Here is a 17,620-nt window from a genome sequence, read left to right on the forward strand (position 1 = left end):
AAGCGTCTGACCCCGTGTGGGTGTCATACCCGGGATCTGTCCAGCGGGCGCGGGGTGCCGGCGCCGACCCTGGCCCACAACGATGGCTTGATCAGAAGCATGTCCACCACCGGGATTGCCGTCTCGGTGGTGTGGCTCATTACAGGCCTGCCTCGTCGTGACTTTTCACCCGGGCTGACGCCGGCAACGACGTCCAGCCCGAACAGTTGAGAAGGAGCATCGCATGTCCAGTCTGCCTGCCACGGTGGCCGAGACCTACCGCTACATCGTCGGGGTCGACACCCACGCCGCGACTCATAGCTACGCCATCGTATGCGCGCCGAATGGTGCGTTGATCGATCAGGCGAGCTTCCCGACGACCCCGGCGGGCCTTCGTCGCGCCCGGGACTGGATCGGCCGTCGGACGGGCGGTGATCTCGACGGCGTGCTGGTTGCTGCCGAAGGCACCGGCTCCTATGGAGCGGTGTTGGGCGATGTGCTCGAAGAAGCTGGCTACCGGGTCGTGGAAGCTCCCGCCCCTAGCCGTGTACGCGGTCAGGGCAAGACCGACGAGCTTGACGCAGTACTGGCGGCCCGATCAACTCTCGTTCTTGAGATGACGAAGCTGCGCGACCGTCGCGCTGGTCAGGCGCACACCGCACTGCAGGTCCTCACCGGCGCACGCGATCACCTGAACATCGAGCGGCTGCGATGCATCAACGCCCTCACCGCGCGGGTCCGTGGCCATGACCTGGGCATCGACGCACGCCGAGCGTTGACAACCGAGCAGATCAGCACCATCGCGGGCTGGCGTAGCCGTGAGGAGGATCTGGGGGCCGCGACGGCTCGCGCCGAGGCCGTCCGCCTGGCCAAGCGGGTTCTCGCCCTGGATGTCGAGCTTGCCCAGAACCGAACAGAGATCACCGGGCTCGTTGCCGCGGAGGCCTCCGAACTCCTTGAGCTGCCCGGCATCGGTGCGATCACCGCTGCCGTCATCCTCACGGTCTGGTCACACCCCGGACGCATTCGCAGCGAGGCCGCCTTCGCGAAGATCGCGGGCACCAGTCCCATCCCGGCGTCCTCGGGCAATACTGTGCGGCACAGGCTCAACCGTGGCGGGGACCGCCGGCTCAACCGGGCGCTCAACACGATTGTGCTCACCCGGATGCGCACCGCCCCAGCAACCCGGGCCTACATCGACCGGCGCCTGGCCGAGGGCAAGACTGCCAAGGAAATCCGTCGCTGCCTCAAGCGCTACGTCGCGCGACAGATTTTCCGCACCCTAACCGCAGCCCATCGAACACAGGACGAGGTCCCCGCAACCGCTTGACACCACATAGAAGCATCCTGGGTTTCGTTCCGAGTCTCACCACGGAGAATCGATACGTACCCAGGAAGTTCGATCCTGAGAGTCGCGACCGAACGGTCCGGATGGTCCTCGACCGACAAGCCGCAGAAGTCGGTCCTAGAGGTGCCCCGATCCGAATCGGGGCTCAGGCCATGGGGTGCGGCCCGGAGGCCCTGTGGAACGAGTGCCACCGAGCGGAGTCGTCGGACTCCGCCTGGTCGCCATAACCAGTAACGTGACCCCTCACCGAGTCACAGATCAGCTGTCGCGGATTCGTGCAGCAGACCCGTGTGAGGTATTGGCTTGCCTATTGTGGCGTGTTCATCGGCTATCGATGCCGAAAGATCAAGAATTCAAGATGACTCGGCGAGGGTGGCCAGACGATCCAATGAAGCCATCAGCTTCTCCTGGGTGGTCGAGCGGGCACGGTCGAAGCGGCTCTCATCCCAGAGTCCGGACCAGTCGTAGGTGTGGCGCACCAGCGTGGTGGTCTCATCCACCGGAGTCAGCTCGTACCGCCAGAGGTGTCCACGCGGCTCCTCCCCCGCCGGGGCAGGCTTCCAGGCGATGACCCGCCCCTCCTCGAAGTCCACGATCCGGTTCTCGCGCTCCTGCCCGTTGGTCAGGGTCATCCCGAAGACCTCGCCCACGGCGCGCACGCGCTGGCCGGTGGAGGCTTCGGCCAGGTTGTCGTTGCCGTCCCACTCAGGCTGACGTGCAGGATCAGCGATCAGCTCGAAGATCTGCGTGGCGGGTGCGGCGATCTCGCGCTCGGCGTGCACCACGCGCTCCTCATGGGCGGCCTGGGCGGTGCTGGGCTCATTCGGGTGCTGTGTCATGGGGCCAGTCTCGCCCACGGGACCAGCGGGGCACCAGAGGTGACCTGCATCGAGCGAGGCGCGGAGCCGTCGTCGGGAACTGGCTCCGAGGAATGCTCAGGCCCCACCGGGGCCGGACGGATCAGTCCTCGACGACGCCGCCGGCACGCCAGCGGATGCCCGCGTCGATGAACCCGTCGATGGCGCCGTCGAACACGGCGGAGGGGTTGCCCTCCTCGTGGTTGGTGCGCAGGTCCTTAACCATCTGGTACGGGTTGAGCACGTAGGAGCGCATCTGGTCGCCCCACGAGGCCTTGACGTCGCCGGCCATCTCCTTCTTCTTCGCGTCCTCTTCAGCCTTGCGGACCAGCAGGAGGCGGGACTGCATCACGCGCAGGGCGGCGGCGCGGTTCTGGATCTGGGACTTCTCGTTCTGCATGGAGACCACGATCCCGGTGGGGATGTGGGTCATGCGCACGGCGGAGTCGGTGGTGTTCACGGACTGTCCGCCGGGGCCGGAGGAACGGTAGACGTCGATCTTCAGCTCGGACTCGGGGATCTCGATGCTGTCATCGCTCTCGATCAGCGGGATGACCTCGACCGCCGCGAACGAGGTCTGCCGGCGGCCCTGGTTGTCGAAGGGGCTGATGCGCACCAGGCGGTGCGTGCCGGCCTCCACGGAGAGCGTGCCGTAGGCGAAGGGGGCGTTGACCTCGAAGGTGGCCGACTTCAGTCCGGCCTCTTCAGCGTAGGAGGTGTCCATGACCTTCGTGGACCAGCCGCGCTGCTCGGCCCAGCGCAGGTACATGCGCATCAGGATCTCGGCGAAGTCAGCGGCGTCCACACCGCCGGCGCCGGCGCGGATGGTGATGACGGCGTCCCGCTCGTCATACTCGCCGGAGAGCAGGGTGACGACCTCCAGCTCTGAGAGCGTCTTCTGGATGGCGGTCAGCTCCTTCTCCGCATCCGCCATGGTGGAGGCGTCCTCCTCCTCGCGGCCCAGCTCCACCATGATCTCCAGGTCGTCGATGCGCGACTCGATCTTGGCCATCCGGTTCAGCTCGGCCTGGCGGTGGGAGAGCTTGGAGGTGACCTTCTGCGCGGCCTCCGGGTCATCCCAGAGGTCCGGGGCAGCGGCCTGCTGCTCCAGTTCGGCGATGTCCGCCTTGATCTTGTCCAGGTCGGAGACCTGCTCGATGGAGGACAGGGTGGAGCGCAGCTCGGCGATCGAAGCGGAGAAGTCAGTTTCAGCCATGGTGCCCACCAGCCTACAGCCCGCGCGGTCAGGCTGAGGCGGTGACGGGGAGCGGCCCGGTGTGCACCGCGGGCTCGGGGTGGAGCGCACGGCGCCTCTCCCGGACCATCAGCACGGCATAGACCACGACGACGGCCGCCTGGGCTCCCAGCACCAGGGCCAGGGGCGCCTGACGCCACCAGCCTGCCAGGGCCAGACCGACCAGCAGGTTGATGGGCACGCTGGAGCGCGGCGGGACGAACCCGAGCAGCACCAGGCCGTTGATCAGCAGCACGGCTCCGACGAACACGAAGGCCACCAGGGCCACGGCACACCTCCAAGTCAGGTCGGCCTGACGATCCTCGCCCAGCCACGGAACCAGTTGTAGCCGACCCAGCGGCCGACCACCGCCAGGACACGATCCGGACGGCTGCCCATTCCGACTTGCATACCCCACAGGGTATTGAATACCCTCGGGGGTATCCGGTTCTGCCGGATGCCCCCCCGACCCCGCACAGGAGACCCCCATGCTGCTCGAGCGCATCTACGACGAGGACCTGGCTCAGGCCAGCTACTTCATCGGCTGCCAGGCCCAGGGCGAGGCGATCGTCGTCGATCCCCGCCGTGACATCCAGCCGTACCTGGACCTGGCCGACCACCACGGCATGACGATCACGGCCGTCACCGAGACTCACATCCATGCCGACTTCCTGTCCGGCACCCGTGAGCTGGCCGCGGCCACCGGCGCACAGATCTACCTCTCCGGCGAGGGAGGAGAGGACTGGACCTACGGGTTCGAGGGCGTGCTGCTCAAGGACCTGGACACCATCACTCTGGGCAACATCACCATCACCGCGCGCCACACTCCCGGTCACACCCCGGAGCACCTGTCCTACCTGGTGACCGATGGCGCGTTCACCGACGAGCCGGGCTACTACCTCACCGGTGACTTCGTCTTCTCCGGAGACCTGGGGCGTCCAGACCTGTTGGACGAGGCCGCCGGCTTCCAGGACACCCGCTTCGCTGGAGCGAAGCAGCTCTTCGCGTCGCTGAAGACGTCCTTCCTGACGCTGCCGGACCACGTGCAGGTCTTCCCCGGCCACGGCGCCGGCTCGGCCTGCGGCAAGGCCCTAGGGGCGCTGCCCTCCACCACTGTGGGCTACGAGCGCAGGTTCGCCTGGTGGGCCCCGTACCTGCAGAACGACGACGAACAGGGCTTCATCGACGAGCTGCTGGACGGCCAGCCGGACGCCCACGCCTACTTCGCCCGCATGAAGCGCCAGAACAAGCAGGGTCCGGCACTGCTGGGCCAGCTCTCTGCCCTGCAGCAGCTGGACAACCGCGAGATCGCCCGAGGCCTGCAGAACGGCACGTTGGCCTTCGTGGACACCCGCCCCGTGGACCAGGTGCACCGCGGGACGGTGACCGGCGCGCTGAGCATCCCGGATGCCTCCAAGGCGGCCACGCACGGCGGCTGGGCCTACGACCCCGAGTCCGAGGACACCCCGCTGGTGCCGCTGGCCCAGGACTCCGAGCAGGCCGAGGAGATCCGGGACCACCTGGTGCGCGTGGGCATCGACCACGTGGCCGGGTACACCCCCACCCTGGAGGGCCTGGAGACCTCGGTCCCCGCTACCCTGGCGCCCCAGGATCTGGAGTCCTTCCTGGAGAAGACCCCCGGTGCGCATCTGCTGGACGTGCGCAACCGCACCGAGCACGCCCAGGGGCACGTTCCCGGGTCCCAGCAGCTCAATGCCGGCAAGGTCCTGTTCCATCAGGAGGAGCTGCCCGCCCAGGACGCCGGTCCGCTGGTGACCTATTGCCAGTCCGGTCTGCGCAACTCGGTGGCGGCCAGTGCTCTGCGCCGCGCCGGCTACGAGGTGGTGGAGCTGGAGGGCAGTTATGCCGGCTGGTCCGCCTGGACGGCCCACTCAGGTGCCGCCCAGCCCACTGACCTGAACGCCGCCGCCCAGGAGGGGGCCCGATGACCATGCTGCCCCAGGGAACCTCGCTGTCCCCCGCTGAGCTGCGCCGCCGTCTGGCCGCGGATGAGGACCTGATGGTGGTGGACGTGCGCAGTCCCGGCGAGTTCGAGTCCGTCCACATCCGAGGCTCCTACAACGTGCCGCTGGACCTGCTTGCCGAGCACACCCATGACCTGGCCGAGCGGATGCAGGGCCACGTGGTGCTGATCTGCCAGTCCGGCAACCGCGCCGGCCAGGCCTGCGAGCGCCTGCAGGCCGCCGGGTTCGACACCGCCGACGTCCTCAGCGGCGGCATCGCCGCCTATGAGGCGGCCGGCGGGGAGGTGGTGCGTCAGGGCGCCCGGTGGGCCATGGACCGTCAGGTGCGCATGGCGGCGGGCTCACTGGTGCTGCTGGGCACGCTGGCCGGGCAGCTGGTGCACCGACGCTGGGGTCTGATGGCCGGTGCGGTGGGAGCCGGGCTGGCCTACTCGGCGGCCAGCGACTCCTGCGCCATGACCGCTGTGCTCTCGCGCATGCCCTGGAACCGGGCCGAGGCGGACCCGTCTCTGGCCTCCGTGTTCCAGCAGATGCCGCAGTCCTCGGTGGCGATCTGAGGGATGGAGTCGCTGCTGATCCTGACGCTGGTGCTGACGGTTCTCGTCGGGGTGTCGCTGGGCCTGCTGGGCGGCGGCGGCTCCATCCTCATGGTGCCGCTGCTGACCTACGTTGCCGGCCTCGGACCGCAGCAGGCCATCACGGCCTCCCTGGTGGTGGTGGGCGTGACCTCCGCCGTCAGTGTGGTCACCCATGCCCGGCATGACCGGGTGCAGTGGCGCACGGGCCTGGTCTTCGGCGCGGCCGGAATGGTGGGAGCCTTCCTGGGCGGACTAGCCGGCGGTCACCTGCCGGGCCGGCTGCTGATGATCGCGTTCGCGGTGATGATGCTGGCCACGGCCGGCGCCATGATCCGGGGACGCAAGAACGCGACTCCGCGCGAGTCGACGGACCGTCTGCCGATCGGCAAGGTCCTCATCGAGGGTCTGGTCGTCGGCTTGGTGACCGGGATCGTCGGCGCCGGCGGCGGCTTCCTGGTGGTGCCGGCGCTGGTGCTGCTGGGCGGACTCCCGATGTCCGTGGCGGTGGGCACCTCCTTGCTGGTGATCGCCATGAAGTCCCTGGCGGGCGTTGCGGGGTACCTGACCACCACTGTGGTGGACTGGCCCCTGGTGCGGGCGCTGACCGCCATGGCGGTGGCCGGTTCCCTGGTGGGCGCACGCCTGCAGTCCCGGATCCCGGAGGACGCCCTGCGGCGGGCCTTCGGCTGGTTCGTGGTCGGCATGGGCGTCCTGGTGCTGGCTCTGGAACTGCCCGCTCCTGCCGCGATCGCCGTGGTGGGCGTCGCCGGGCTGGCTCTGGCCGCCGTCGTCGTCTGCCGCCTGGTCCCCGCGGGGACCCTGCCCTGCCCAGCCTCGTGGCGCCGGGGCATCCTGGATGTACCTCTGACGAAGGAGAGCACCTGATGAAGACCGCTGATCCGCAGACCCAGCGCAAGATCGCGAACCGCCTCAAGCGGGCCCGGGGCCAACTGGACGCGGTGATCGAGGCCGTAGAGTCCGGCGGCTCCTGCCGGGACGTGGTCACTCAGCTCTCCGCGGTGTCCACGGCCCTGGACCGGGCCGGCTTCGTGATCGTCTCCTCAGCCATGCAGTACTGCATCACCGATCCGGAGACGGCCGCCGCCGAGGAGGACGGACTGACCGTGGATGAGCTGGAGAAGCTCTTCCTCTCCCTCTCCTGACGCACCTGTCCGCCGTTCTCACGCCCTTCCTTCTTCCCCTCAATCCCCTCCTGAAAGGACCCCTCATGTGCCGTGCTGTCTCCTGCAAGGTCTGCGGCAAGACCACCTGGGCTGGCTGTGGCCAGCACGTCGACCAGGTCAAGCGCACCGTCCCTGCGTCGAACTGGTGCAATGGCCATTCGGCCTCTGAGAAGGCCTCCGCCCCGAAACCGTCCGGTTTCTTCGCCCGCCTCTTCGGACGCTGATCCGCGCCAGACGCCACCTACCTCCTCACCGCGTCAATGCGGTGCGGGAGGAGCTGGTGGCCAGGACCGTCACGCCGTCGGGCACCACGATGTTGGCGATCGGCGGCCGCGCTGTGGCGGTCAGGACCACGTCCACTGTCTGGCCCTGGTCACCGACCCTCACCTCCTGCACCCGCAGCCCCTCGAATCGGCTGCTGGCTGCGGCCGATTCGAGGTACTGCTGGACCGTGGCCGCCGCGCGCTCTTGGGTCAGGACCGGGGCAGACCCCTCCGGATCCTCCCCCACGTCCAGCGTGAAGCTGTCGGCGGCCGCCGCGGAGGCACCATCGGCCAGCGAGAGCAGCCGACGGGCCTCGATGTTCACTGCGGTGGCAGCCAGGATGACGGTCGCCAGCAGGATGCAGATCGCCGAGAGGCCGACCACCAGGATCGTGGTCTGACCCGAGTCGTCCTCACGCCAGGGGCGGATGCACCGGTTCATCCTCGTCTCCCCCATCAGCCGAACCTCGGGACCACATGCAATGAGCTGCTCGTCACCGTGGCAGCCGAGGTGTCCCACCCCAGGAACGATGGGATGAACGGTAGCGGCACCCGAACATCGACCGAGACGGTCACCGACGAGCCCGGCTCTAGACACGGGCTGCTGCTGCAGGCCACCTGCACCTCATGGGTTCCTCCTCCATGTCCATAGTCAGCCAACGTCAGGTCGACCACCTGCTGGATCCGGCCGGCTGACTCAGTCGGGTCATGGACGGCGACTGCTGACTTCGCAGCCTGGTCTGCGGCTGCCACCGACGCGTAGGCGGCTGCCTGGATCTGGCTGGTGAGGACCAGGAAGTAGATCACCGGGATCAGCAGCAGCACGGCGAGGAGGATGAACTCGACCGTGGCCGACCCCTCGTCCCCGGCGTCGCTGCGACCATCAGTCGAATCTGTAGGCACGTCCTGTGGCCTCCACGTCGACGGGACCGGTGATGAAACCGACCATGGGCATCTGGGTCCGCACAGTGACGGTCACCGTCGGCACCGGGCCCTCGGACAGCGATGCGGTGATCTCTGCCTGGTCCGCCCCAGGGACGGAGCTGGCGAGCAGATCCCTGGTCCGGTCAGCCCCGTCAGCAGGGGTCCGGTCCGCGAGCGCACCGTGCCTGGCTCCGGCGCTGGCCGCATCGATCACCGTGTTGCGCACATGGATGATCAGTCCGAACTGCAGGACAGCGGCGAAGACCACCGCCAGCAGCGCCATCACCATGACGGATTCTGCGACGGCGGATCCCTCGTCGTCTCTCAGTGGTGGGAGCATCAGCTCTGGATCAGGGCGCAACCTGGCTGATGGCCTGCTCGAACAATGTCTTCAGCGCATCGCCGGCGATCACCATCAGTCCTGCCACCAGCATGGCCGACATGAGCGTGATCATCACCCAACCCGGCACATCGCCGCGGTCATCCTCACGCAGGCCGGCTGCCCAGGTCCTCACGGTGAGCAGGAATCCTGCCAGTCTGCGGTTCGTCATCGCCGTGGTCTCGGTGTTCTCAGTGGTGTTCATGGTTCCCTCCAAAGATGTCTCGGCTGGTTTCAGGGGCAGCCGTGGTGTCATGTCTCGATCCAGTGGTGGACAGTGCGGAGCTCTCAGCTCAGCAGGTTCTGGGTGTGCTCGTGGGCTCGATGCTCCTTTCAGAATCCCAAGGTCATCAGGGAGATGCCCGGGTAGACAGCGAACAGGACAGTCAAGGGGAGGATGCCGAAGACGACCGGCACCATCATGCCGATCTCCTTCTTGCCGGCCGCCTCCATCAGCTCCCGCTTGGAGAGCTCGCGGACATCGTGGGCCTGTGCGCGCAGCACGTCGGCCAGGGGTGTTCCGCGCTCCAGTGCCACGAGGACGCCCTCGATGAACCGTTCGACCGGTGCCAGCTGGATGCGTCGAGCCGCCGCCTTCAGCGCCCGTTGGAGCGAGGATCCGGCTCGCATCTCGGTCAGCACACGACGGAACTCCTCGGCCAGTTCACCGTGGGCCGTGGTGGCCACTCGCTCCAGTGCACCGGCGGCGCTGTCTCCCGCGCTGACGGAGAGGGCGAACAGCTCGGCCACGGACGGGAACTCCGCCAGGATGTCTGATCGCCGCCGGGTGATGCGTGAGCTGAGCTGATTGTCCCGCAGGAAGAATCCTGTGACGCCCAGGGCCAGCACCACGATGACGCCCAGCAGTGCGTGGAGGCCCGAGTTGACCACCAAGCCGATCGCCACCACCATGCCCACAGCTGCCCCTCCTGCCGCGCAGAGCAGCTGCTGCGCCCGATAGTCCGCCACGGTCAAGGGCGAACCAGCTGATTCCAGTCGCCGTTCCAGAGCATGATTGCCGAGGTTGAGACGACCCAGCAGCTGCACGCCTTCGTGCAGAACCGGCCCCAGGATCCGACTGATGGATCCCCATGTCCCCACGGCTGAGTCCTCGCCCTGCAGCAGGCCCGAGGCCGGAACGTGATGCCGCAGCTGAGGTTCCACTCGTCGGACCAGAGACGGCCGCCACCCCCACGGCAGTGCCTTCAGAACGAGGGCCAGTCCCAGGCCCAGAGCCAGTCCCAGGACCACCGACCAGGTCGTCAGGGCAGTCATCGTGCTCACAGGACCCTCCGTTCCTGAGGGAGCGAACCGATGCGCACCATGAGCCGGTAGCAGACGACTGAGATGACCAGTCCTGCGGCCAGGACCATGGCGCCGGCAAAGGACTGATAAGCGGCCACAGCCTGTGGCTGCGTCCCGAGCAGGAGCAGGACGATCCACGGTGCCGCCACGGCCAGTCGAGCCGCATTCACGGTCCAGGACTGCCTGGCCTCGAGCTCGCTGCGCGTGTGTGCATCCTCGCGGAGGAACTCAGCCAACGTCGACAGGAGGTGTCCGATGTCGGCACCGCCGACCTCTCGAGTGAGACGGAGAGCCGCTGCCAGGCGATCGGCCACGGGGTCTGCCATCCGGTACTTGAGGTTCTCCACCGCGTCGGCGAACCGCACTCCAGACCGGTAGTCCCGGGCGAACTCACGGAAGGCGGGCCGGAGCGTCTCCGGGCCCTTCTCCCCCAGCTGGATCAACGACTCGGGCAGGGTCAGGCCGGCCCGAATCGCCGATCTGAGGTGATCGACAGCATCAGGCCAGACATCCCGCAGCAGTGTCCGTCGCTTGGCGGCCTGCCACCGCAGCGCGAACCACGGAACGGCCGCGCCGAACAGGGCGAAGCAGACGGCGATCGGCAGTGTCCGTGTCAGGACGAACACGATCAGCAGGACCATCAGCCCGCACAGGACCATGGCCCCGACGACGCCGGCCGGGCTGACACGTTGGATGCCGGCTTGGGCGATCAGCTCGCGCAGTCGACCATCCTGACGGGCTCTCCCGGAGGCGGCCTCCTGCTGAGGCCAGAACGACCACCAGATCAGCAGCAGGCCGCTGCCGAGCATCAGTCCCCAGACCACTGCCATCAGCGTGCCCCGACGACCGAACGGATATCCAGGCCGCGAGCGTCCAGTTTGGCGTTGTCCAGCATCGCTGACGGATTCATCACCAATTGCCCCTCACGGCGGTGGAACACCGTGGAGGACTCGATGATCCCCTCTTCGACCCGGGTACCCACGGAGAGGATCTCCTCCACATAGCGACGGCCATTGCGGTCTCTCGTGCAGTGCACGACCAGATCGAAGCACGAGGCCACCGTCGGAACCACGAAGTTGCGGGAGATGTTCTCTCCAGCCAGCAGCGGCAGCGTGCAGATCTTGGTCAAGGCATCGTGGGCGCTGTTGGCATGGATGGTGCACATCCCCGGCAGCCCGCTGTTCAGGGCCACCAGCATGTCCAGGCTCTCTGCCTCACGCACCTCGCCGACGATCAGTCGGTCCGGTCGCATGCGCAGTGCCTCCTTCACCAGACGCCGCAGCGGGATCTCACCATGCCCTTCCAGGTTCGGCTGACGGCACTGCATCTGGATCACATCACGCAGGGGGACCTTCAGCTCGAAGATCTCCTCGACCGTGACCACACGCTCGCGGCTGCCGATCGACGCCGACAGGCAGTTGAGCATCGTCGTCTTGCCCGCTTGGGTCGCCCCGGAGATCAGGATGTTGAGCCCGGCGTCCACACACGCATCCAGGTACCGCGCCGCCTCGGTCGACAACGACCCGCCTCGGACCAGGTCCTCGAGGTGATGGGCCCGCACGACGAACTTGCGGATGTTCACGGCCCAGTGCCGTCGGGTGATGTCGGGGATCACCACATGCAGTCTCGACCCGTCGGGAAGCGAGGCATCCACGAAAGGCGAGCTCAGGTCCAGACGCCGCCCAGAGGACCGCAGCATGCTCTCCACCAGATCGCGGACCTTCTCCTCCGTGAGAATGACGCTGGTCAGCTCGGAGACTCCACCGCGTGCGCAGTACACCTGGTCGGGCGCATTGATCCAGATCTCCTCGATGGAGTCATCATCTAGCAGAGGCTGGAGCGGACCGAAGCCGGCGACCGCGTCAGCCACGATGCGCACGGACTCCACTTGATTGTGCAGCTGGGGCAGCGAGCCCGACAGCGCACGCGACTGATAGTCCTCCGCTGCATCAGCGACGAGGCGTCGGACAGCGTCCGGCTCCTGCGCCGGGTCCAGCCCTCTGCGCCGCACCAGTTCGCGGACTTCGTCTTCCAGGATCCGAATGGCATCCATGGCATCCCCTCCATGTCAGCTCTGTGAGCTCCGTTTCAGTGATCCACGATACCCACAGGTGACACCGGAGCTGCGGCAGAGAGCGACTGCTGTGGACAATCCCCCACAGTCCGGGCTGCTCGGGAGCCCGAACCGGAAGTTTTCCACAGCCTCATCCCGTGGTCTCTGACCGCGTCCCCGTTCTACGTCAGCATGGAGACCGACTGGAGGGAGAAGCATGCTGGTGAGGATCCTCGGGCTCAACGACGGCCAGCCCGCGCTCTGGGAGGTCTCCGGCCGCCTGCCGGCCTCGGGCGCAGAACTCGAGCAGGTGCTGACCGAGCATCTGCCCGGAATGGCGTTCGGCGCCCGGACAAGGACAGGGCTGACGGTGCCCCTGCATCGGCTCCCCGGCGAGGACATCTGCCGCGCCCGTCGCACCAGCCGACCCCTGCAGATCGTGGCGCGACCGCACCGGGACGCACGCGACCATCACTCGGCCCGATCTGCGGACGACGGCCCCGAACTGGTGCTGGTCACCCGGGCCGGAGCGGACAGCGGCCGTCTGGTGCCCCTGGCCCGAGCTGGGTTGACGGTGGGCCGATCATCGGCACAGATGAGGATCGCCGATCCCTGTCTCTCCGCCCTGCACCTGCGGGTGGCCCTGGGGAACGAGGACGTCCTCATCCACCAGGACGGAACAGTGCGCCCATGGATTCCGGGCACCCCACTGTGCCTCGGAGAGACTGAACTCCACCTGGTCCGCGGCTCCTCTGCGCCCCTGCGGCCGGCCGGGCCGCTGCCCCCTCTTCGTGTCGCCCCTGGCCCTCCACCGGCACGACCGTCCTGGGCACTGCAGGCGGTGATGGCCTTGAGCCCCCTGCTGATCGGTGTGGTGATGGCAGTGGTGACAGGCCACTGGTACTTCCTGCTGTTCAGCTCGGTCTCCGTCCTGGTCGCCGCTGTGCTCTGGCATCAGCATCGGCGAGCGCAGAGCGACTTCGGCAGGAGCATCTCTGAACTGACGGATCGACTCGTCATGGCTCGTGGTCGTTCCGTGCCCGATCCCGCCGACGTCGCACTGGCCTGCAGGTCGATCGATCCCGACCGCTGTGGTCTGCGCCATCCTGGAGCCGAATCGGGATCCGCGCCGTCGGGCGACGAGGAGTCCGGCCCCGTGCTGCACTGGGGCCACGCGACCGTGACCGTCCCCCTGGACCTTGCCAGCCCCTCCTCGGCGCGGACCCGGCAGAAGCTGGATCCGTGGAGCACCACTCGTGCACCGGCCGTCTCACCGATCGGTCCCGGTCACCTGACCGTGGTCCGGGGGCGACCAGCCGAGGTGGAAGCGGTCCTCCACTGGGTTCTGCTCCAGCTGCTCCGAGACGCACAGTCCAGCGGCCGTGGGGTCCTGCTGCGCCGCGAGGGCCAGGATCGGCACGAGCTCATGGCCGCAGCCGAGGTCGGCCGAGGTGGAACGGTCCTGTCCTGGGGCGGCTCTCCTGCCACTGCGCCACCGGGATGGGGCACAGTCCATCTGACCTCGTCGCCAGCGAAAGACCCCCCGGGCGCCCAGGGGGACCTGGTAAATCTGGACAACGCCACCGCACGCCTGGAGGGGGTGACCTACAGTCAGCTGCAGTGGGCGGGCATCTCATCGGCGACCCTGGACTGGATGAGCGATGAACTGCTGGGGGTGCCGCTGCCCACACACCGGCAGAACTGCACCTCACCAGCGGCAGAGCTGATGCAGGTGAGCGCAGCACCGCCACAGGGCTCTGCGGTCCAGTCACTTCCCGTCCAGCTGGACCTGGCAGAGGAGCCCACCGTCCTGGACCTCGTGGCGGACGGCCCCCACGTGCTGGTCGCCGGCACCACTGGCTCGGGGAAGTCCGAGCTCGTGCTCTCGGTGCTGATGGGCCTGGCCAGCCGTCACGGTCCAGCTGAGGTGTCCTTCATCCTCCTCGACTTCAAGGGCGGATCCTCGTTCTCGGTCCTGGACGCCCTGCCCCACACCATGTCGGTGGAGACCAATCTGACCGGTGCCACGTCCATGCGCGCCCTGGATGCGCTCTCGGCCGAGCTGCACCGGCGGGAACGGCTCTTCCTGGACGCCCACGTCCCGGACTACCCCGCCTACCGCGCACGGCACCCGGCCCAGGACCTGCCACGACTGATCGTCGCCGTCGATGAACTGCGAGTCCTGGTCGATGAGCACCCTCACGCGAGCTCCGTCCTGATGCGACTGGCCGCCACCGGACGCTCCCTGGGATTCCATCTTCTGCTGGCCACTCAGCGTGCCCAGGGCGCCGTGGGACCGGATGTCAGGTCGAACATGGGCACGGTCATCTCCCTGCGCACCGCCTCAGAACAGGAGTCCTGGGACCTGGTCGGATCCGCAGCAGCCGCGGCCATCCCGGCTGATGAGCCCGGCCGGGCCGTGATGCGCCGGGGAGGCCGTGCCGTCGAGCGGTTCCGCACGGCCCGTTTCGCGGCCCTGTCCTCCACCACGACGCTGCGCCCCTGGCACCCGCAGAGCACAGGAGGCGACGCCTCGGTCGCCAGCTGGCCCGAACTGGTGGAGCATGTCTCCACGCTCTGCCGCAGCGCCGGGCTGCCGAGACCTGAGCCCGTGGTGCTGCCCGGGCTGCCGGACCGCTGGTCCGCCTCGGCGTCTCCGAACAACCAGGCTCCGCGCCCCGGCGAGGTGCCCTTGGGGCTGGTGGACGAGCCACGGCACCGACGTCAGCAGGTCCATGCCTGGAGGCCGTTCCACGACGGACCAGCCGCGTGGATCGGCACCGAAGCCGGCGGGCTTCCCGCGGTCGCACGCGCACTGCTGGACCAGATGGGACAGGACCACGTCACCTCCGGCTCGTCCCACCTGGTGATTCTCGACGGCGGCGGTTGGCTCCCCCGGCCGGCGCACCGATCGCCGAGCGGGTGCGACTCCAAGGACCTGTGGCTCAGCCAGGATGATCTTGACCCCGATGCCCTCGGGCGGATCTGGGAGCGCCTCAGCGCGTGGCGCGAGGACGGGGATCAGGTGCTGATCGTGGCCACCCAGTGGGGCCGGATCGCCGGGCAGCGAACAGCAGGCACCTTCGAGACGTTCGAGGAACGCCTGGCCACCCTGCTCAGAGACAGCCCCTCGCGCCTCATCTCGGCCGCGGTCTTCGGCGGCCGAGAACTGGCCGGAGGGCGTCTGCTCGGGCTGATCCCCACCCGCTTCCACGTCCCCTACGGAACCACTCCGGAGCACCGGATGGTCTGGCCGAGCCTCATCCCGGTGCATGAGGTCCCAGCCCGTGCCGTGCTGATCGATCCAGACCACCCCGCCCCGGGCGTGGCCGTCCAGCTGTCCGTCGCCGAACCCTAGGCCCGGGCCCGGCCCCGCCGGCGGAAGGCCCGCACCACATACGCGGCGGCCACCATCAGCAGAGCCACGCCGGCGGCGAAGATGTACCCCGCCTCCGGGGAGATCAGGTCGATGAACACACCGGCGATCGGCGCGCCCATGGCGGCACCGGCGGTCATCGCCGAACCGTAGTACCCCATGGCCTCGCCGCGGCGCTCCTCCGGCACGATGTGCGAGAGCATCGAGGACGCCGCCGCCAAGGTGGGGGCGGTGAACAGTCCGGAGACGATCGAGACGAGGGCCAGCGGCCACACCCCGTCCACGAACGCCAGCGGCAGGGCGCACAGCGCGAACAGGGTCATCAGCACCAGCGGGGAGACCTTGGTGTTCATCGCCCCGTACAGCAGCCCGCCGATCGCCGAGGCGCCACACCAGAACGCGTACACGATGCCCACCTGGCCGGCCATGCCCGCGGCCTCCAGCTCGGCCACCAGGGACACCTCGGTGCCCACCATCAGGATGCCCGCGGCCATCGAGACCACCAGGACCGCGAGCGCCTGGGCGCTCACCCAGGAGAACTGGGTGCGCATCCTGCCCACCCAGCCACCGCGGGAGGTGCCGGGGGCACCTGCCGGTGCGGCGTCGTCGGGAATCTGCTGGTGCGCATCCGAGAGGGTGCCATCCGGGTTGATCCGCGGCAGGGTGCCGGTGTGGACCTCCGGGGCGGTCAGGTCCAGATGCGCTGGGGCGCCGTGGACAGCGCTCTGCACGGCCCGCTGCTGGTCCTCCTCCTCGGTGTAGTCGTCCGGGCGGGAGGGGGCCATGATCTGGGAGGAGCGGGTGGGCGGGTTGAACCACATCAGGTAGAGACCGGCCACCGCCCCGGACCAGCCCACGATCATCAGCCCCCACACGCTGGACCAGCTGGTGGCCACCACGGCGCCCAGGGCCGGGCCCATCATGAAGATGGTCTCGGTGATGATCGAGTCCAGGGCGAAGGCGGTCTGCCGGTCCGGGCCGCGCGTGAGCACGCCCAGGGACTGGCGCACCACGGAGAAGATCGGCAGGGAGAAGACACCGCCGAAGAACACCGCCAGCAGCATCCAGGGGAAGGGCAGGTGCGGGACCGCCGTCCAGATCAGCCCCTCGGCGATCACCGAGGGGATCAGGGCCCGGCGCAGACCGTGCTTGTCCACCTGACGTCCGCGCCACGGTGCGCCCACGGCGATGCCCAGGGTCATGGCGGCGGCGGCCAGTCCGGCCATGCCGTAGCCCATGCCCAGGGTCACAGCCACGTGCAGGGTCAGGATCACACCGGCCGCGGAGTGCGGGAACCGGGCGATGAAGCCCACGCCGAGCAGCCTGCGCAGGCGCGCGTCCTGCAGCAGACGGCCATAGGCGGCGAAGTCCACGGCACCTCCAGTGCGGTCCCGCAGGATGCGGGCAGAGTGATGGTTCCCGACGACGGCACGCGCCGGATGCTTGCAGGTCGCCTCACAGCCACACGGCCGGGCAGACACCACACCAGGGTAGACCCTGATCAGAGGTGCTGGCTCCGCGAGCGCGGTGGGCTTATCCCGTCCGGGGTCTCTGGTGCACTCCGAGATGTCCGATCACACCGTATGCCCACCCTGTCCACGATTGGAGAGACGATGACCACCACCCTGGCCGACCCCGTCACCACCGCCCCCACGCCCTCCCTGGCAGCCGCTGCCCCGGCACCGGTGGAGGAGCTGTTGCAGTACATGTCCCAGTGGGAGACGGGCACCGCACGTCTGCCGTGGGTGGATCCGCTCACGGAGAGCGGACCGGAGCCGCAGCACCTCTACGTCACCGAGGAGATGGCCGGGCCGGCGGTGCTGCAGTCCTGGGTGCAGTTCCGCGATCTGCTCGAGGAGGTGATCGCCCGGGCCGATGCCGATCCGGATGCTTTCCAGTACCTGACCCTGATCCACGGGGAGCACACCTCGATCTGGACGCAGATGACCCCGTTGGGCCCGGACCAGCACTATGTGGAGCTCTCTGACGGCGCCGGCTGGGTGGACGAGCTGGTCCCCGCCGACCCGGAGAAGCCGTGGAGCACCGATCAGTCAGAGGCGATCATGCGGCTCTGGGTGACACAGCGGTTCCAGCGGGCCGACGCCCAGCGTTCTGCTGTCCCCCGGTGACACTCATGTCCTGACCTCGTCCGGTA

The 17,620-nt window shown here is 68.3% G+C and carries 19 protein-coding genes; 8 read left to right on the top strand and 11 right to left on the bottom strand.

Features of this window, described 5'->3' with window-relative positions; all coding sequences use genetic code 11:
• Nucleotides 1-223 precede the first annotated feature (223 nt).
• The gene (locus BM355_RS03890; RefSeq protein WP_177227822.1) at nucleotides 224-1,309 is read left to right on the top strand and encodes an IS110 family RNA-guided transposase; all 1,086 of its coding nucleotides are present in this window, start codon (nucleotides 224-226) and stop codon (nucleotides 1,307-1,309) included.
• Nucleotides 1,310-1,680: 371 nt separating this feature from the next.
• On the opposite strand, the gene BM355_RS03895 is transcribed toward BM355_RS03890, so the two are convergent.
• The 3 genes from BM355_RS03895 to BM355_RS14440 all read right to left on the bottom strand — a co-directional run bounded on the left by BM355_RS03895 (nucleotide 1,681) and on the right by BM355_RS14440 (nucleotide 3,707).
• Nucleotides 1,681-2,166, bottom strand: coding sequence for an SRPBCC family protein (locus BM355_RS03895; protein WP_091694866.1), 486 nt, complete (start codon nucleotides 2,164-2,166; stop codon nucleotides 1,681-1,683).
• 121 nt (nucleotides 2,167-2,287) lie between these two features.
• The gene (prfB, locus tag BM355_RS03900) at nucleotides 2,288-3,400 is read right to left on the bottom strand and encodes a peptide chain release factor 2 (protein WP_091694870.1); all 1,113 of its coding nucleotides are present in this window, start codon (nucleotides 3,398-3,400) and stop codon (nucleotides 2,288-2,290) included.
• A gap of 28 nt (nucleotides 3,401-3,428) precedes the next feature.
• Nucleotides 3,429-3,707 carry an AmiS/UreI family transporter gene (locus BM355_RS14440; protein ID WP_091694873.1) on the bottom strand — a complete coding sequence of 93 codons (279 nt, stop codon included), beginning with the start codon at nucleotides 3,705-3,707 and terminating at the stop codon, nucleotides 3,429-3,431.
• 199 nt (nucleotides 3,708-3,906) lie between these two features.
• Here BM355_RS14440 and BM355_RS03910 point away from each other — a divergent pair, with 199 nt between their 5' ends.
• The 5 genes from BM355_RS03910 (at nucleotide 3,907) to BM355_RS14535 (ending at nucleotide 7,389) form a co-directional block, all read left to right on the top strand.
• Entirely contained in the window at nucleotides 3,907-5,367 is a 1,461-nt protein-coding gene (locus BM355_RS03910; RefSeq protein ID WP_091694876.1) for an MBL fold metallo-hydrolase, read from the top strand.
• Nucleotides 5,364-5,960, top strand: coding sequence for a rhodanese-like domain-containing protein (locus BM355_RS03915; RefSeq protein ID WP_177227823.1), 597 nt, complete (start codon nucleotides 5,364-5,366; stop codon nucleotides 5,958-5,960). Before BM355_RS03910 ends, BM355_RS03915 begins: the two co-directional genes overlap by 4 nt.
• Before the next feature lie 3 nt (nucleotides 5,961-5,963).
• Nucleotides 5,964-6,866, top strand: a complete 903-nt coding sequence (locus tag BM355_RS03920) for a sulfite exporter TauE/SafE family protein (RefSeq protein ID WP_091694880.1) — start codon at nucleotides 5,964-5,966, stop codon at nucleotides 6,864-6,866.
• Entirely contained in the window at nucleotides 6,866-7,144 is a 279-nt protein-coding gene (locus BM355_RS03925; RefSeq protein ID WP_091694885.1) for a metal-sensitive transcriptional regulator, read from the top strand. The genes BM355_RS03920 and BM355_RS03925 overlap by 1 nt, the downstream gene beginning before the upstream one ends.
• Nucleotides 7,145-7,209: 65 nt before the next feature.
• The gene (locus BM355_RS14535; RefSeq protein WP_091694890.1) at nucleotides 7,210-7,389 is read left to right on the top strand and encodes a hypothetical protein; all 180 of its coding nucleotides are present in this window, start codon (nucleotides 7,210-7,212) and stop codon (nucleotides 7,387-7,389) included.
• Nucleotides 7,390-7,414: 25 nt separating this feature from the next.
• On the opposite strand, the gene BM355_RS03935 is transcribed toward BM355_RS14535, so the two are convergent.
• The 7 genes from BM355_RS03935 to BM355_RS03965 form a co-directional block, all read right to left on the bottom strand.
• Nucleotides 7,415-7,870, bottom strand: a complete 456-nt coding sequence (locus BM355_RS03935; RefSeq protein WP_091694893.1) for a hypothetical protein — start codon at nucleotides 7,868-7,870, stop codon at nucleotides 7,415-7,417.
• 14 nt (nucleotides 7,871-7,884) lie between these two features.
• Entirely contained in the window at nucleotides 7,885-8,331 is a 447-nt protein-coding gene (locus BM355_RS03940; protein WP_091694897.1) for a hypothetical protein, read from the bottom strand.
• Complete coding sequence (locus BM355_RS03945) at nucleotides 8,312-8,641, bottom strand: TadE family protein (RefSeq protein WP_245760579.1); 330 nt, start codon at nucleotides 8,639-8,641, stop codon at nucleotides 8,312-8,314. The genes BM355_RS03940 and BM355_RS03945 overlap by 20 nt, the downstream gene beginning before the upstream one ends.
• A 61-nt stretch (nucleotides 8,642-8,702) precedes the next feature.
• On the bottom strand, nucleotides 8,703-8,903 hold the full coding sequence (locus tag BM355_RS03950; protein ID WP_245760593.1) for a hypothetical protein: 201 nt from the start codon (nucleotides 8,901-8,903) through the stop codon (nucleotides 8,703-8,705).
• Nucleotides 8,904-9,064: 161 nt separating this feature from the next.
• On the bottom strand, nucleotides 9,065-10,006 hold the full coding sequence (locus BM355_RS03955; RefSeq protein ID WP_091695388.1) for a type II secretion system F family protein: 942 nt from the start codon (nucleotides 10,004-10,006) through the stop codon (nucleotides 9,065-9,067).
• Between the two features lie 5 nt (nucleotides 10,007-10,011).
• On the bottom strand, nucleotides 10,012-10,866 hold the full coding sequence (locus BM355_RS03960; protein WP_091694907.1) for a type II secretion system F family protein: 855 nt from the start codon (nucleotides 10,864-10,866) through the stop codon (nucleotides 10,012-10,014).
• A complete protein-coding gene (locus BM355_RS03965) occupies nucleotides 10,866-12,089 on the bottom strand; it encodes a TadA family conjugal transfer-associated ATPase (RefSeq protein WP_091694910.1) in 1,224 nt (407 codons plus the stop codon). The genes BM355_RS03960 and BM355_RS03965 overlap by 1 nt, the downstream gene beginning before the upstream one ends.
• A 217-nt stretch (nucleotides 12,090-12,306) precedes the next feature.
• On the opposite strand from BM355_RS03965, the gene BM355_RS03970 reads away from it, so the two are divergent.
• The gene (locus BM355_RS03970) at nucleotides 12,307-15,447 is read left to right on the top strand and encodes an FtsK/SpoIIIE domain-containing protein (RefSeq protein ID WP_091694913.1); all 3,141 of its coding nucleotides are present in this window, start codon (nucleotides 12,307-12,309) and stop codon (nucleotides 15,445-15,447) included.
• On the opposite strand, the gene BM355_RS03975 is transcribed toward BM355_RS03970, so the two are convergent.
• A complete protein-coding gene (locus BM355_RS03975) occupies nucleotides 15,444-16,838 on the bottom strand; it encodes an MFS transporter (protein WP_091694916.1) in 1,395 nt (464 codons plus the stop codon). The genes BM355_RS03970 and BM355_RS03975 overlap by 4 nt on opposite strands.
• Before the next feature lie 240 nt (nucleotides 16,839-17,078).
• On the opposite strand from BM355_RS03975, the gene BM355_RS03980 reads away from it, so the two are divergent.
• Nucleotides 17,079-17,594: a hypothetical protein gene (locus BM355_RS03980; RefSeq protein WP_091694919.1), complete on the top strand. Its 516-nt coding sequence runs from the start codon at nucleotides 17,079-17,081 to the stop codon at nucleotides 17,592-17,594.
• The last annotated feature ends 26 nt before the right edge of the window (nucleotides 17,595-17,620 follow it).

The organism is Micrococcus terreus (assembly GCF_900116905.1).
GTDB lineage: Bacteria > Actinomycetota > Actinomycetes > Actinomycetales > Micrococcaceae > Citricoccus > Citricoccus terreus.